Source organism: Paenibacillus sp. FSL R5-0470 (assembly GCF_037975205.1).
In the GTDB taxonomy this organism is placed as follows: domain Bacteria; phylum Bacillota; class Bacilli; order Paenibacillales; family Paenibacillaceae; genus Paenibacillus_AQ.
The window spans coordinates 4,275,076-4,287,788 of sequence record NZ_CP150238.1 but is presented as its reverse complement, the minus strand read 5'-3'; the positions used below and the strand labels follow the sequence as shown (position 1 = coordinate 4,287,788).

Sequence of the window (12,713 nt, the reverse complement as noted above, 5' to 3'; positions counted from 1 at the left end):
TTTTTAGGGTAATGAATAGAGGTGCCGCACTAATACATGCAGCTGATAACGCAGCAAGCTTAACTATTGAAGGGAATGAACTGAAGTGACTACGAAGACGCATGAAGAATTCAAGCCTAACGTGGACACAATCCACAAGGAAGCGGAGCCGCTCCGCACCGTGAATGATATTATCGATTTTTATACAAATCGCAATGCCCATTCGCCATTTAAAGAGTGAACATATAAGATTGAATGTTAGGGATTGATTGTTAGGCTTAATAAAACCATTAGATACAGTGAATTTTGTGTTCGCTGTCGCTAATGGTTTTATTCTTTTAGAAGGTAACAAAGCTTGAATCCTATTACTCCGGTTAAACTGTAAATAACCACTTTCCAATGAGATCTAGCATCTCAGCGAAAAATGATTATTTTTGAAATTATAAGAAAGTATAAGTTTCACGATATACTTTATTCTTATAATTCTCGTACAAACGCTTACCGTCCTTAAAAGGACGCCGTAGGCGTTTTAGCTTGCTATAAAAGTTCGTGGAGGCACATGTTATTCTTTGCGTAAGATTTTGTGTACTCCTGTAAGGAGTGAGTACAGCGCAACACATACGAGAACGGTAACAGCCCATGCGTAGTTGCGAACGGTGTAAGTAAGTGAAGCTAAAATAACGAAAATGGTGATACGCAGTACGCCTTCTTTAATAAACTGTTTTCTTTCTACATTCATGAGATTGGCCTCCTCGAATGGATGGGATATTGCGGACTGCTAGCTGTAGATAGGTCTTACATTATCTATAGCCTTGAGGAATACGAAAGATACAAGGATCGAAAAAAGTAAATATTGACCCAAAGTCCGACCTATGTAAGTTCGCCGTTACCGACCTGTACTCCTACACATAGATTATATCATTACGAACAAGGAGGAGTACACTAGTGGAAGCTTATTATAATTGTTTGCGTTGTAAGGATAGAAGGGTGCGGATTCTGACTAGAGACGGTAGACAGCATGAAGGCGTTATTACAGATGTAGACAGATACAATGTTTACTTAAGAACTGACAATGGTTCTGTGCATACTTCTGCTTTTTGGGGAAATTCTTTTGCCGGAAATCAAATCTTAACTTTAAGTTTATTCACTCTGCTAGCCATCGCATTAATCTAATCATTAGGAACCAAAAACAGACCGCCCGATTATCCCGGACGGTCTGTTTACTGCTGATTACTGTACTGTAATTGCACCTATATTTGAGTTTAGGGACAATAAGGGGCCGCCTCCATTGATATCGGTCTTTCCACCTTCTACGCCTTTGATTTGCCCGAGATCACTATTGGCTTCTAAGCTGCATTTCATACCATCGGCTAAGACAGCACTGAGGCTGCCGACCTCTGTTTTGGCTTTTAGGCTGCTATCATTCTTCATCCCTGCTATATCCAGTCGTATGCTGCCAGTATCGGATTTAACAGTGGATTTGCCAGTGATTTTAGCTCTTTCAATATTGATCGCTCCAACGTTGCTGACGATTTGATAATTTCCCTCTAGATTGTGAAGACGAATTTGACCTACGTTATTTGTGATTTTATATTTATTCATGCTGGCGGGGAGCTCTATATTATAGCTTATGCTAAAATCTGAATATCCATATTTGTCTTGCGCCCATGTCCATAAGTCCTTTTTAGGACTTGATTTGGAATGCGTGGACACCTTCAACGTATCACCACTGACCTCTACTAAAACTTCAGCATCATCCATAATCTTTTGACGGTCAGACGCATGGAGAGAGCTGTTGTGGGCTGAGATTGTTGCATTTACATGGATCAGATCTCCTGTAACAGCTGTAACTTCTATTTCTCCTACTGCATTGTCCATGCTGAGTACGGATGCTGAACCGATCGCTTGAGATACGGAGAGTTCTTTGCTAATGCTGTCTGCTTTAACTTCGTCAACTACCTTAGTAGCTGTTTCCTCAACGGCTTGCTGCACAGTTGCAGCTGCTTTTCCTAGCTCTTGCTTGACAACTTCACCAATGTTCTGGTGCACATCCTCAGAAATACTCTTTTCAACCTCATTTTTGGCAGATTGTCTGCCTGGTAATTCAGTGCAACCCGCCAAAAGTACGATAGATAATACGGCTACTGCTGCTAATACACTATTATTATTCCTTTTCCTCATTGAAAAAACTCCTCCTCATATATGGGTGTATGTGATCTGACATATGTGATTTCGTTATGTACTTCTGTAAGTATAGCTTATGGAATTTATCTGTAAAAACGGCTGGAGGCGGGTTATTATACTGGACCAAAGACTAGGTCTCAAAAGTGTTCACTACACTTCGATTTTTAATTGTGCTAAAATAAATGAAAGATCACTCGCTGAATAAATACGGTACGGGTACATATTTAAAGGGGCGCGGAAATCTTCATATAGAACCTTCAGCAGCAACTGGAAATCGCTTTTTTCGGATAGAAGTGCATAGGTGTGCTAAGGCTACATTGTATACAGATATAGACCGTTACCTCACTTGCAGAACAGGGCGGTCTTTTTACTTTCTTTCTTTAATAAATCCTGAAGGGTGGAGGGAGCCAAATGAAATATGTAGCCATTTTGCTTGCCTTAGTAGTTTTGACAGGCGTATATTTTTTAGTCTGGAAACGGAAAATAAATACTACAAAAAATTATCCGCGTACCACTCAGAGCAATGTAATCTCAATGGATAGTCATCGTAAAGCCAAACAAAGCCCAGGGGAGCAGCCTTGCTCTTCTTGTAAGAAGAAGAATGGAAAGCTAGTCTTCTATGCACAAGATAATGGAACTGTGGTTGGTCTATGTAAAGATTGCCAATCGAAGGCGAAAAAAAGAGATATGCTACCGCTTTAAATAGAAAAAATAAGTTGTATTAGCCCGTCCTTTATGGTATTATTATCTCTGTTGTGTGGAATACGGTGGTCCGCTGCGGATAATGAGGGAGAGCAAAGATCTCTCCGGAAGAGGCAAGAACACCTGTACGGAAGGAGGAAGTCCTTAATGAATATCCTACAAGCTATTACGCAAGAGCAACTTCGTAAAGATATCCCGAGTTTTCGCCCGGGTGACACTTTGAAGGTGCATGTAAAAGTAATCGAGGGAACTCGTGAGCGTATCCAGTTGTTCGAAGGCGTTGTAATCAAACGTCGTGGCGGTGGAATCAGTGAGACTTTTACGGTTCGTAAAATTTCTTACGGTGTTGGTGTGGAAAGAACATTCCCAATCAACTCGCCTAAAATCGAGAAAATCGAAGTGGCTCGTCGTGGTAAAGTGCGTCGTGCTAAACTTTATTATCTTCGTGAACTACGTGGTAAAGCAGCGAGAATTAAAGAAATTCGTCGCTAGAATAGTGACAAAGGAAAGGGGCTTGAATTCAAGCCCCTTTCGTTTTATTATTTTATGAAAATATAAGAAAGCATCAGTTTCACGTTATACATTATTCTTATATTTCTCGTATAAACGCTTACCCGCCTTAAAGGACGCTGAGGGCGTTTTAGCTTGGCATACAATGCGTGCGACATATACGCTTGGGGATCAGCTTCTCCGAAAAGGCCTCCTGAAGGAGTATCTGTGGAGGGGTTTTTGGCAGGAGCTTTTTTGTGTTGTATAGTAAGAGTAGTATTAAGAGAGGACGGTGAACTATGCAGCAGGAACAAAGTGAAACTTTGGAATCAAGCGCGCAGAACCCACGTAAACCTAAAAATGAAGTCTTGGAATGGGTTAAGGCCATTGCGATTGCTTTAGTGTTGGTTTTTCTGATTCGCTGGCTTTTGTTCAAGCCTTTTATTGTAGATGGACCTTCCATGCAGCCTAATTTCCATACTGGTGAACGTGTTATCGTAAATGAGATTTTGTACGATATTAGATCTCCGCAGCGGGGCGAGGTTATAGTATTCCACGTGCCATCTGAGGGTAGAGATTTTATTAAACGTGTAATCGGTGTCGCTGGAGATACTGTGAAAGTAGAAGGGGATGTAGTTACAGTTAACGGGGAAGTTGTTAATGAGACCTATATCCAAGATGCAATTGATGCAAAGCATAGTATCAACGCTCTGTATAATAATAAAGATTTCCCTAATGAAGAGTTCCCAGATGGTACTGTTCCTGAAGGACACGTGTTCGTTATGGGGGATAATCGCTCGGATAGTACGGATAGCCGAATGATCGGTTATGTACCTCTGGGGGATATTGTAGGCCGTGCAGATTTAATCTTCTGGCCGATAAAGGATATTTCACTGATTAACCATTAAGTTGACAGAAGTCAAAGGAGGTGACGGCAATGGCCATTCAATGGTTTCCTGGTCATATGACGAAGGCTAGGCGGCAAATCGAGGATAAGCTGAAGCTGATTGATGTTGTAATAGAATTGCTCGATTCCCGTCTGCCGCTTTCCAGCCGCAATCCGATGATTGACGATATTTTGCGGGACAAGCCAAGATTGATTATTTTGAACAAAGCGGATCTGGCAGATCCAGAAATTACACGGAAATGGCTGGCGTACTTCAAGGCACAAGGGCATGTTGCTTATCCTGTTGATGCATCTACTGGAACAGGTGTAAAGGATATTCCAGAGCAAGTCAAGCTGCTGCTAAAAGAAAAGATTGACCGGCAGATTGCAAAAGGAATGAATCCGCGAGCGATGCGTGCATTGATCGTTGGTATTCCTAACGTTGGTAAATCAACACTCATTAACCGGATGGCTGGTAAGAGTATTGCTGCTACTGGTGACCGCCCAGGGGTAACCAAGGGTCAACAGTGGATTAAGACAGGCGGCAACTTGGAGCTTCTGGATACCCCAGGAATTTTATGGCCGAGATTTGAGGACCAAGAAGTAGGTTATCGCCTAGCGGTAACAGGTGCAATAAAGGAAGAAATCCTGAATATTGAGGACATCGCCTTTTATGCAGTGAAATATTTGGTGAAGGACTACGGCTCTAGATTTCAAGAACGCTTTGGCATTGAGAAGCTTCCTGAGGATCTGGAGAATCCAGATGAGATCGTAGCTGTTATGGAAGCCGTGGGTCGTAAACGCGGTTGTCTAATCAGCGGTGGACGTGTAGATCTGGAAAAAGCTTCGCGGGCCTTGTTGCATGAGCTACGGGCAGGTAAGCTTGGACGCTTTACGCTGGAAACGCCTTAAATGGTGTGAATTCTGCGTTTAATGGACTAGGTATGGAAGAGCCATCCGAAATTTCGGAGGCTCTTTTTTTATGTTTTGGGTCCTTGACAAAGTACCTGAGTCCGCCTCAAGCTAAGCCCCACTTTGTGGGGATATTTTATGGGGATGGATTAAATTGGAACGTCTATTTTAAGATGACCATGTAAGCTTTACTATGATAAGCTGACTTATATAGATCATAGAATAATTCATAATTGGCGGTGACAAATTAGTGAGTTCGTTAGATATGTTGGCCTATGAAAAAGAAGGCTGGGAACAGTCTTATCGCCGAATAGCAGGCGTAGATGAAGTAGGAAGAGGTTGCTTGTTTGGGGACGTCGTCGCAGCAGCGGTGATTTTGCCAGAGGGGCTTATTATTGATGGAGTAAATGATTCCAAAAAACTTACAGCTAAAAAGAGAGATGCTCTATACGAGATTATAATGGACCAAGCGCTGGCCGTGGGTGTGGGGTATGTAGACTCTACTGTCATTGATGAGATTAATATTAAGCAAGCTTCACGCCTGGCCATGAAAAAGGCGGTTGAGAGTCTAGAGCAGACTCCTGACTATATGCTGATCGATGCTGAAAAGGTAGACCTCCCTTTGCCACAACAGGCAATTATTAAAGGAGATGCTAATAGTCAGTCCATTGCAGCAGCTTCAATTATCGCTAAAGTGACACGAGACAGGTTGTGTGAAGGTCTATGGGAGGAATTATACCCTGATTATGGGATTGCGATACATAAAGGTTACGCGACCAAGCTTCACCGGGAACAAATTACGGCTCTAGGTCCAACACCTATGCATCGGCGCAGTTTTATTGGGCGGATTCTCGCGGAGCAGCAAACGTTATTCTAGAAGCAATGCTTAAAAAAGTAGGATGAATACCGATATAGTAAGAAGAGAGAAAATGGAGGGAGGAGAAACGGTATGAATATCGGAACATTGATCCGTGGATTGCTTGGAGATCAAAAACCGGGTGCGGCGAAGTCTTTAGAGTTAAAAGAAGGGCAAGTTGTTCGTGGTGTTGTCCTCTCTGTATCGGATTCAGGCAAAGAAGCGGTTGTGCAAATCCAAGGTACACCTGTTCGTGCAGAATTAGAAACACCACTACTGCCTGGAGAAACCTTGAATTTACAGGTTGGATCACCCGGAGAAGGCGGATTACCCGTATTGAAGCCGGTCTCCCTCGGTGAAACGGCGTTAGTCACTCCCCAAAGCATGGGTGAGGCCTTGGAGTCGCTAGGATTAGCTGATTCCAAAGCAGGTCGAGAAATCGTACTAGCGATGCAAGCAGGAGGCGTTCCACTTACAAAAGAGACAGCGGCTTTGCTGGATGCGGTAATGAGTGCAAAACCAGCTGGTGTGCCTGCTTCGGAGTGGCTTGACGCAGCTGTCATTTCTGTAAAGCGGGGACTACCCGTTACAGCTGAGAGTGTGAGAGGATTGCAGCAGGCTGTATTTGGCCCGCAGCTGCATCAGCTTTTATCAGCACTGGAAGATCAGATTACTATATGGGCAGGTCAAATTGCTAATGAAGAAACAATGACCGCAGAATCTAAAGCTGGAATGGGTACAATTACTGGAAAACTCGAACCCTCGGTAACTGCAGGTGCTGGAAGTGGGAATAACATGGGTGTTGTTGAGAGTGATGTCACAGAAGCTGACCCTATACAATTGGCAGCTAAAGGAAATGGACATGCTACAACTAAAACCGCTGAAGGCAATATTGCTAGCGGAAGTACGGCTCTTTCAGAAGGAGCAGCTGAAGGTGCTCTGAAACCGGTTGAACAAGGTACGCCAGTCAAGGTGACTCTTAATATAGCTTCTGATAATGAAACGGGGATTGGAACTGGCAAGCCAGTTGTAGTTGATGAGACAGGTGAAGGAGCTCAGATCTCCAAGGGTGGTATTGTTACAGAGCCTATGGCTGGTAAATCAACACCTGCCATGACCTCTAGCGCTCTAAATAGTGCTTTAAGCGCTCAAGCTGATAGTGCGGTGAATAATCCTATCCGTTCCAGTGAAGTTGAGATTCAGGGTAATGCCTTGAATTTGAATAAGGATGGGGCATTGGATAGTGCTATACAGGCAGATAAGAGTCGGGCTGCCTCGATGGATAAGAGCGGGGCTATGCCGGGTGGCGCGAGTGTGAGCGCCGAAGGTACTGCTGCTGGTGCGGCGCCGAACGCAGCAAGTGGTCCCGCCCTGCTTGCGAAGCTGCAGGGCGTGCTCACCGAGCTGCGCGGCAGCTTGCCGCAGCTCGCCATGGTCCCGCCTGCTGACGCGGCGGGAGCAAGGCCTGCCCCGCGGCTGCTGCGCCGCGCGGGGAGGCCCCGGCTGCGACGGCTTCGCCGGTGCAGCCGGACACCGCCCCACCCGCGGACGCGGAGTCGTGGGTGGGGCGGGTGCTGAAGCTGCTCGGTGCGGAGCACGAGCAGCAGGCGGTGCGCGGCGTCGCAGTAGCCGCCGCTGAGACGGCCCGCGCGGCGGCAGGTACGGCCGCGCTTGGCAGTGCGGGTGTCGGAGGCGAACAAGCCACCGACACCTTAAAGGGCGTGCTGCTGCAGATCATGAGCAGCAGCGAGGTGCCGCCCGCGGTAAAAGAAGCCGCGAGCGGACTAGTGCAGCAACTGACAGGACAACAGCTGCTGCTCAATACAGATCGAACGGCTCCTTTCGCGCAAGTAACTTTGTTCTTGCCGTTGCAAGGTCCAGATGGGCAGGAGACAGCTTCCGTTCATATTCAGTCGCGTCGGGGACGCAAGGGTGAATTAGATGCTGCCAATTGCAGGCTCTGGTTTGATTTGGATATGAAGCAGCTCGGCCAGACGCTGGTTGATGTGCAGGTTGTTGATCGAATCGTTAGTCTTAAGCTGCATAATGATCATCCTTGGGTGCTTGAGCTGTTGGAACAGCGGCGTGATGACATTAAAACGGCAGTAGAATCTATTGGTTATCAGTTGTCGGGATTAAGAACTGAACCTTTACCAGAACTAAAGCTATCAACAGAACTTGCCAATCCCCATAGTAAGCTTGTTGATTATGTTCCTGATGCTTATAAAGGAGTGGATTACCGTATATGAACGAGAATGAGCCTGTACCTCCAATTTCACAAGGGCTCAAAAAAGCGGTCGCTCTCAAATATAGCCCAGGACAAAGCGAGGCACCTGTCGTTGTTGCCAAAGGACAAGGGGCGATAGCGGATCTGATTCTGCAAAAAGCTAAAGAGAGTGGGGTTGCTGTCCAAGAGGACGCAGCTCTCGTAGAAGTTCTTTCAAAGCTCGATCTAGATCAACAGATTCCATCTGAACTTTATCAGCTAGTGGCTGAAATCCTCAGCTTTGTGTATCAGAGCGACCGTTCCGCCGGTGGACGGAGACCGGAATGAAAGAGCCATACACAAAAGAACGCTACAACCGCAAACAGAAGGGAGCCGCTGCTGAAGACGGGGCTGTGCAGTACTTATCTACTTGTGGGTACAAGATCTTAGAACGAAATTGGCGTTGTCGAACCGGAGAACTTGATATTATTGCGGAGAACGAAGGCTGTATTATTATTGTTGAAGTTCGCAGTCGTAGTGGAGAGCTATATCAAGGGACTCCGGAGGAATCTGTGAATACACGAAAAATACATCAAGTGCGAAATACAGCACAGGTTTATTTGCATATGAAAGGTTATGATGATCGAAGAGTAACTTTTGACGTCATTAGCATTTTACTGAATGAAGATTTAAGCATTGCTTCTTTGGGGCATATACGTGAGGCTTTTTAAGCTGCACCCCATATTCTCACGCCATTCATTATGGGCACTAGCATTCTTATGAAAAAAGTCTTTACATAGCCTCCGCACAGTGGGTCATTTCTCAAAAGAAATGGGTAAACATTAGAGTAACTTTTTAATGTCATCATGAGGAGGGCTGTTTAAGTGAAGAATAAACCTTTTGAAATGCAGGTTAGTTTTGCTTGCCAATATTGCCAGCAGAAGATTGAAGTGAAATTTACCGCAGAGCCAGTATCCGTTGTCTGTTGTGCAAATTGCAATAAGAACTTCACGGTTATGCGGCCCACTATAGCTGAGGAAATATTAATCGATTGGAAAAATGAGGCGCTATTTCAAAAAATCCGTGCTGATAAATCACAAAACAGCAATAGCAGTCTCTTAGCGCTTGTTATAAAAGTCATAGAGCTTCTTACATGGCGTGATAAAGGAAATGGGCAGGTGGAAGCGATTAAAGAGATGCGTGGCTGGCTCATTGAGAATGAAGAGACTCCCCCTCTAGCTGAACTGATCCAGAGCGATAATAAAAAACGACCACATAAGCGGCGTGACTGGAGATAATCATACAAACTATGATCAAAAAAGAAAGAAGGGTGAACATGGCTAACGTTTTTTTTACATCCGACCATCATTTTGGACATAAGTTGATTATTGATTTTGAATCCAGACCCTTTATAGATGTGGGGCAAATGAATGAAGCCATGATTGAGAGCTGGAATTCGGTCGTAAATCCGGATGATAAAGTGTTTCATTTGGGAGACTTTTCGTTTCTTAATAAGGAAGCGACACGTGCTATTGTGGAGAGGTTACATGGCTATAAGATTCTAATTCTCGGCAATCATGATCGGGGACGCGGTCGGGGTTGGTGGCTTGAAGCAGGTTTTGACGAGGTTAGTGAATATCCGCTGATTTATAAGGATTTCTTTTTTCTCTCTCATGAGCCTATGTATATGAATAAACATATGCCTTACGTAAATGTGCATGGTCATATTCACGGCCAAAAATATGAAGGAAACAATTATTTTAACATTTGTGTAGAGCATTGGAACTATAAACCGTTGACTTTTGAACAGATTAGGGACTCTGTCATAGTTAGTGAAGAAGGTTAATGTGGGTCTATGGAATTATTTATGCGTATTTATGCAATTTGATGTTTATTAATAATTCTTGATTACGCAAAGATTCCCTATATATAATGAGATATAATAGCAAATTTATTACCGGAAAATAAGGAAGCACCTTTTTTCTTGAAGATGTGACACCCAAACAGGGGTGTATTTCAGGAGATGAGGTGTTTTTATGTATGGAAAAATGCATAGTGCATGTCTGTATGGAATTGAAGGGGTAATGATAGGTGTAGAAATTGATCTTGCGAATGGATTGCCACAGACGAATATCATTGGTCTGCCTGATTCTGCGATTCGTGAGGCAGTAGAACGAGTAAGAGCCGCTATTAAGAACTGTGGTTATCGTTATCCCCAGCAGCGCATTACGATAAATTTAGCACCAGCCGACTTACGAAAAGAAGGTTCTGCCTTTGACCTTGCGATTGCTCTGGGGATACTGATAACTAGTGGTCAACTGATAATGCCCTCAGCCAATGAGGTGCTTTTTATTGGAGAACTTGCGCTTGATGGTAGTCTGCGTCCAGTATCAGGTGTTCTACCAATGGTGGAAGCAGCGCGCAAAAATGGATTTAAGGCTGTACTGCTTCCTGAAGGGAATGCTGCTGAGGCAGCTTTGATCAGTGGTATAAATATATACACAATCGACCATTTATGCACATTACCGAACCCGGAAGAATTACCGTCCAATTCAGCAAAAGGTGAAGACGAACTGAACCAAAGGAATGGGGGAGTTTCCGAAGATATGCCTTCTTTATCATCTCTTCCTTTTCCTGTAACTGTGACCAAGGGGATAGATGCTAATGACCGACCTCCGGTTCTAGTCTTTTCTTTGGAACATCTTAAATATACCCCAGTTTACCGTACTTCTGACGACTCCTCATATGGAATGAACGAGATGATGGATGATTACAGTGATGTGCTAGGGCAACAACATGTAAAAAGAGCCCTAACCATTGCGGCAGCGGGTATGCATAATATATTGCTCATCGGTCCACCCGGTACAGGGAAGACAATGCTGATTAAACGCCTTCCAAGCATCCTTCCGAAATTGTCTGAGAGTGAGGCACTAGAGGTAACCAAAATTTTTAGCGCAGCAGGAACTTTAAAAGATGCCCACAACGGCTTACTGCGTAGTCGTCCTTTTCGCTCTCCGCATCATACCATATCGGCCGCAGGCCTTATTGGAGGTGGAGGCATTCCAAAGCCGGGAGAAGTTAGTCTTGCGCATCGAGGGATTCTCTTTTTAGATGAGTTGCCCGAATTCTCTCGGAATGTACTTGAAGTGTTACGCCAGCCGCTCGAAGACGGGGTTGTTACCATAAGTCGTGCTCGAGCTTCTTTTACCTATCCTGCAAAATTCATGCTGGCCGCATCGATGAATCCCTGTAGCTGCGGTTATTTTGGGAGTAATCTTTCTCAACAACATTGTACATGCAGCCCCGCCAGGATTGCTCAATATCGCGCAAAGATATCAGGACCCTTATTGGATCGTATTGATTTACAGGTGGATGTTCCTCGCCCGAAGGAATGGGATCGTCAAGGGCATGTTCTATCTTCGGCTGAGATGTATGCAGAGGTGATGGCGGCACAGACGATACAAGCTAAACGGTTTAAGCGTTTGCCTATTTCTTGGAATAGTGAACTTTCCGGCGCTTCCCTTCAGAGATATGCAAGTCTTAGTCGTGAAGGTGCCCAATTGCTGTATGACATTCTGGAAAATTTAGGTTTGAGCATGCGAGCGCATGATCGAATTATTAAGCTATCCCGTACAATAGCTGATCTGGAAGGCGCACCGGATATTACTTCCGCGCATCTTGCGGAGGCTGTGCAGTACCGTAATTTAGACCGGCAGGCGATGACAGAAGAATAAGCTAAATAGAGCAGCGATTCCCGTTATTGGCGAATTGCTGCTCTGTTTTTGGGTTATTAGTTTCACTTCGCAAAATTGTTAACGTCTCTGGAACCTTATGGACCCGAAAGATGTGATATGGGTATTTTTAGCTTTTGGAGCGTGTTTTCGGACTTCTGAGACACTAATTGAATTTAAAATCATCTGTGTCCGTTAGGGCTTCGTTTGAGGAAATATTTCTCTGTATTTCCTTACAGTACATTCAATTCTACAGCGATATTGCCGCGGGTTGCGCGGGAGTATGGACAAGCGCCATGAGCAGCCTCTACTAAAGAGGTTGCGGTTTCTCTGTCAACGCCTTTAACTAGCACATCAAGCTTAACCGCTATGCCAAAACCTCCATCTTCAACTTTACCAAAGCTGACTGTAGCCGTTACTTCGCTACCTTCAATTTTCACTTTTCCGAGTCGGGCAACCATGTTCAGTGCACTATCGAAACAAGCGGAATAACCAGCTGCAAATAATTGCTCAGGATTTGTACCTTCGCCACCGGCACCTCCCATTTCGCGTGGTGTGCTGATTGTAAGGTTGAGCTTAGGGCTTTCTGATTCGATAAAACCGTTTCTTCCTCCTACGGCTTTAACAGTGGTTTCATACATTTTTTGTTGGATCGTCATCATTGTGTATCTCTCCAATTCCTAATTAGTTTGTGTACAATCTAATTTATCACAATTAACTATAATGTCAAATTATTTTTTCCTATTAACATGATGTTATGAATGAATT

At 44.4% G+C, this 12,713-nt stretch carries 17 protein-coding genes; 14 read left to right on the top strand and 3 right to left on the bottom strand.

Going from position 1 to position 12,713, the window contains the following annotated elements; all coding sequences use genetic code 11:
* Positions 1 to 85: 85 nt before the first annotated feature.
* Positions 86 to 220 carry a hypothetical protein gene (locus MKY99_RS18940; RefSeq protein ID WP_256716277.1) on the top strand — a complete coding sequence of 45 codons (135 nt, stop codon included), beginning with the start codon at positions 86 to 88 and terminating at the stop codon, positions 218 to 220.
* 321 nt (positions 221 to 541) lie between these two features.
* Here the strand turns inward: MKY99_RS18940 and MKY99_RS18935 are convergent, their stop codons facing one another.
* Entirely contained in the window at positions 542 to 718 is a 177-nt protein-coding gene (locus tag MKY99_RS18935) for a hypothetical protein (RefSeq protein WP_156113147.1), read from the bottom strand.
* 206 nt (positions 719 to 924) lie between these two features.
* On the opposite strand from MKY99_RS18935, the gene MKY99_RS18930 reads away from it, so the two are divergent.
* A complete protein-coding gene (locus MKY99_RS18930) occupies positions 925 to 1,152 on the top strand; it encodes a hypothetical protein (RefSeq protein WP_042189469.1) in 228 nt (75 codons plus the stop codon).
* 57 nt (positions 1,153 to 1,209) lie between these two features.
* Here MKY99_RS18930 and MKY99_RS18925 read toward each other — a convergent pair whose 3' ends face one another.
* Entirely contained in the window at positions 1,210 to 2,160 is a 951-nt protein-coding gene (locus MKY99_RS18925) for a hypothetical protein (protein ID WP_339265670.1), read from the bottom strand.
* Positions 2,161 to 2,574: 414 nt separating this feature from the next.
* Between MKY99_RS18925 and MKY99_RS18920 the strand changes: the two genes are divergently transcribed.
* The 12 genes from MKY99_RS18920 to MKY99_RS18865 all read left to right on the top strand — a co-directional run bounded on the left by MKY99_RS18920 (position 2,575) and on the right by MKY99_RS18865 (position 11,948).
* Entirely contained in the window at positions 2,575 to 2,865 is a 291-nt protein-coding gene (locus tag MKY99_RS18920; RefSeq protein WP_042189467.1) for a hypothetical protein, read from the top strand.
* Positions 2,866 to 3,012: 147 nt separating this feature from the next.
* Positions 3,013 to 3,357 (top strand): 50S ribosomal protein L19, encoded by a 345-nt coding sequence (rplS, locus tag MKY99_RS18915; RefSeq protein ID WP_042128973.1) that lies wholly within the window; start codon positions 3,013 to 3,015, stop codon positions 3,355 to 3,357.
* A gap of 296 nt (positions 3,358 to 3,653) precedes the next feature.
* Positions 3,654 to 4,262, top strand: coding sequence for a signal peptidase I (gene lepB, locus MKY99_RS18910; protein WP_042189466.1), 609 nt, complete (start codon positions 3,654 to 3,656; stop codon positions 4,260 to 4,262).
* Between the two features lie 29 nt (positions 4,263 to 4,291).
* A complete protein-coding gene (gene ylqF / locus MKY99_RS18905) occupies positions 4,292 to 5,152 on the top strand; it encodes a ribosome biogenesis GTPase YlqF (RefSeq protein ID WP_042189465.1) in 861 nt (286 codons plus the stop codon).
* A 265-nt stretch (positions 5,153 to 5,417) separates the two neighbouring features.
* Complete coding sequence (locus MKY99_RS18900; protein WP_339271716.1) at positions 5,418 to 6,029, top strand: ribonuclease HII; 612 nt, start codon at positions 5,418 to 5,420, stop codon at positions 6,027 to 6,029.
* A 72-nt stretch (positions 6,030 to 6,101) separates the two neighbouring features.
* Positions 6,102 to 7,586, top strand: coding sequence for a hypothetical protein (locus tag MKY99_RS18895; RefSeq protein ID WP_339265667.1), 1,485 nt, complete (start codon positions 6,102 to 6,104; stop codon positions 7,584 to 7,586).
* Positions 7,580 to 8,257: a hypothetical protein gene (locus tag MKY99_RS18890; RefSeq protein ID WP_339265665.1), complete on the top strand. Its 678-nt coding sequence runs from the start codon at positions 7,580 to 7,582 to the stop codon at positions 8,255 to 8,257. The genes MKY99_RS18895 and MKY99_RS18890 overlap by 7 nt, the downstream gene beginning before the upstream one ends.
* Positions 8,254 to 8,562 (top strand): EscU/YscU/HrcU family type III secretion system export apparatus switch protein, encoded by a 309-nt coding sequence (locus MKY99_RS18885; RefSeq protein WP_339265663.1) that lies wholly within the window; start codon positions 8,254 to 8,256, stop codon positions 8,560 to 8,562. Before MKY99_RS18890 ends, MKY99_RS18885 begins: the two co-directional genes overlap by 4 nt.
* On the top strand, positions 8,559 to 8,945 hold the full coding sequence (locus MKY99_RS18880) for a YraN family protein (protein WP_339265661.1): 387 nt from the start codon (positions 8,559 to 8,561) through the stop codon (positions 8,943 to 8,945). Before MKY99_RS18885 ends, MKY99_RS18880 begins: the two co-directional genes overlap by 4 nt.
* Before the next feature lie 153 nt (positions 8,946 to 9,098).
* Positions 9,099 to 9,512 (top strand): hypothetical protein, encoded by a 414-nt coding sequence (locus MKY99_RS18875; RefSeq protein WP_156113146.1) that lies wholly within the window; start codon positions 9,099 to 9,101, stop codon positions 9,510 to 9,512.
* A 38-nt stretch (positions 9,513 to 9,550) separates the two neighbouring features.
* Entirely contained in the window at positions 9,551 to 10,060 is a 510-nt protein-coding gene (locus MKY99_RS18870) for a phosphoesterase (protein ID WP_339265658.1), read from the top strand.
* A 190-nt stretch (positions 10,061 to 10,250) separates the two neighbouring features.
* A complete protein-coding gene (locus MKY99_RS18865) occupies positions 10,251 to 11,948 on the top strand; it encodes a YifB family Mg chelatase-like AAA ATPase (protein ID WP_339265656.1) in 1,698 nt (565 codons plus the stop codon).
* Positions 11,949 to 12,178: 230 nt separating this feature from the next.
* On the opposite strand, the gene MKY99_RS18860 is transcribed toward MKY99_RS18865, so the two are convergent.
* Entirely contained in the window at positions 12,179 to 12,607 is a 429-nt protein-coding gene (locus tag MKY99_RS18860) for an organic hydroperoxide resistance protein (RefSeq protein WP_042189459.1), read from the bottom strand.
* Positions 12,608 to 12,713: the final 106 nt, after the last annotated feature.

Bases quoted from the DNA above. Each gene is read 5' to 3' on its own strand.
- MKY99_RS18900 (WP_339271716.1), top strand. From the start codon at position 5,418: ATGTTGGCCTATGAAAAAGAAGGCTGGGAACAGTCTTATCGCCGAATA.
- lepB (WP_042189466.1), top strand. From the start codon at position 3,654: ATGCAGCAGGAACAAAGTGAAACTTTGGAATCAAGCGCGCAGAACCCA.
- MKY99_RS18920 (WP_042189467.1), top strand. From the start codon at position 2,575: ATGAAATATGTAGCCATTTTGCTTGCCTTAGTAGTTTTGACAGGCGTA.
- MKY99_RS18865 (WP_339265656.1), top strand. From the start codon at position 10,251: ATGTATGGAAAAATGCATAGTGCATGTCTGTATGGAATTGAAGGGGTA.
- MKY99_RS18860 (WP_042189459.1), bottom strand. From the start codon at position 12,607: ATGATGACGATCCAACAAAAAATGTATGAAACCACTGTTAAAGCCGTA.
- MKY99_RS18870 (WP_339265658.1), top strand. From the start codon at position 9,551: ATGGCTAACGTTTTTTTTACATCCGACCATCATTTTGGACATAAGTTG.
- MKY99_RS18935 (WP_156113147.1), bottom strand. From the start codon at position 718: ATGAATGTAGAAAGAAAACAGTTTATTAAAGAAGGCGTACTGCGTATC.
- MKY99_RS18895 (WP_339265667.1), top strand. From the start codon at position 6,102: ATGAATATCGGAACATTGATCCGTGGATTGCTTGGAGATCAAAAACCG.
- ylqF (WP_042189465.1), top strand. From the start codon at position 4,292: ATGGCCATTCAATGGTTTCCTGGTCATATGACGAAGGCTAGGCGGCAA.
- MKY99_RS18885 (WP_339265663.1), top strand. From the start codon at position 8,254: ATGAACGAGAATGAGCCTGTACCTCCAATTTCACAAGGGCTCAAAAAA.
- MKY99_RS18880 (WP_339265661.1), top strand. From the start codon at position 8,559: ATGAAAGAGCCATACACAAAAGAACGCTACAACCGCAAACAGAAGGGA.
- MKY99_RS18925 (WP_339265670.1), bottom strand. From the start codon at position 2,160: ATGAGGAAAAGGAATAATAATAGTGTATTAGCAGCAGTAGCCGTATTA.
- rplS (WP_042128973.1), top strand. From the start codon at position 3,013: ATGAATATCCTACAAGCTATTACGCAAGAGCAACTTCGTAAAGATATC.